The organism is Paraburkholderia ribeironis, assembly GCF_900019265.1.
Lineage (GTDB): Bacteria > Pseudomonadota > Gammaproteobacteria > Burkholderiales > Burkholderiaceae > Paraburkholderia > Paraburkholderia ribeironis.
Genome location: NZ_CYGX02000222.1, coordinates 1 through 620, shown reverse-complemented (window position 1 = coordinate 620; position 620 = coordinate 1). Strand labels below are relative to the sequence as shown.

Sequence of the window (620 nt, the reverse complement as noted above, 5' to 3'; positions counted from 1 at the left end):
GCTCGGCGAGAAAGCGGAACGTGGTTTCTGAACGATCCAGCGGCGCGGCGATTGGCGTGCTCATCTTGACTCCCGTCAAACAGCTATCGAAAGGAGGCGATTATACGAGCGCAATAAGGCTGCCGCTGTGGTATCGGCGCGGCCAGTTCAGCGCAGCGCCGATGCGAAACGCTCGCGGTAATCGAGGGGCAACACGCCGAAACTGCGCACGAAGGCGCGCCGCAAGTTCTGCTCGCTGCCGAAGCCGCAATCGAGCGCGATCCGCTTCAACGGACGGCGCGATTCGGCCAGCGCGCGCGACGCCGCCTCCAGCCGCATCGCCGATACCGTCTTCGCCGGCGTGCGTCCCACTTCGTCGACGTAGCGGCGCGCGAAGTTACGCGGACTCATGCGCGCCTCTTCGGCGAGCCGCTCGACGGACAGATCGCCGTTCAGGTTCGACGCCATCCAGCCGTGCAGGCCGTCGAACGCGCCGCCCGCCGAGGTCTGCGCGGCAAGCGCCGCGCTGAACTGCGACTGGCCGCCCGGACGTTTGACGAACACGACCAGCCGCCGCGCCACCTGCATCGCCACGGCATGCCCGTAGTCTTCCTGGATCAGCGCGAGCGCAAGGTCGATAC

The 620-nt window shown here is 66.9% G+C and carries 1 protein-coding gene; it reads right to left on the bottom strand.

Annotated features, from left to right (window positions below; genetic code table 11):
• Nucleotides 1-147: 147 nt before the first annotated feature.
• A partial coding sequence (locus BN2475_RS33270) for a GlxA family transcriptional regulator (protein WP_143326092.1) occupies nt 148-620 on the bottom strand: 473 nt, incomplete at its 5' end.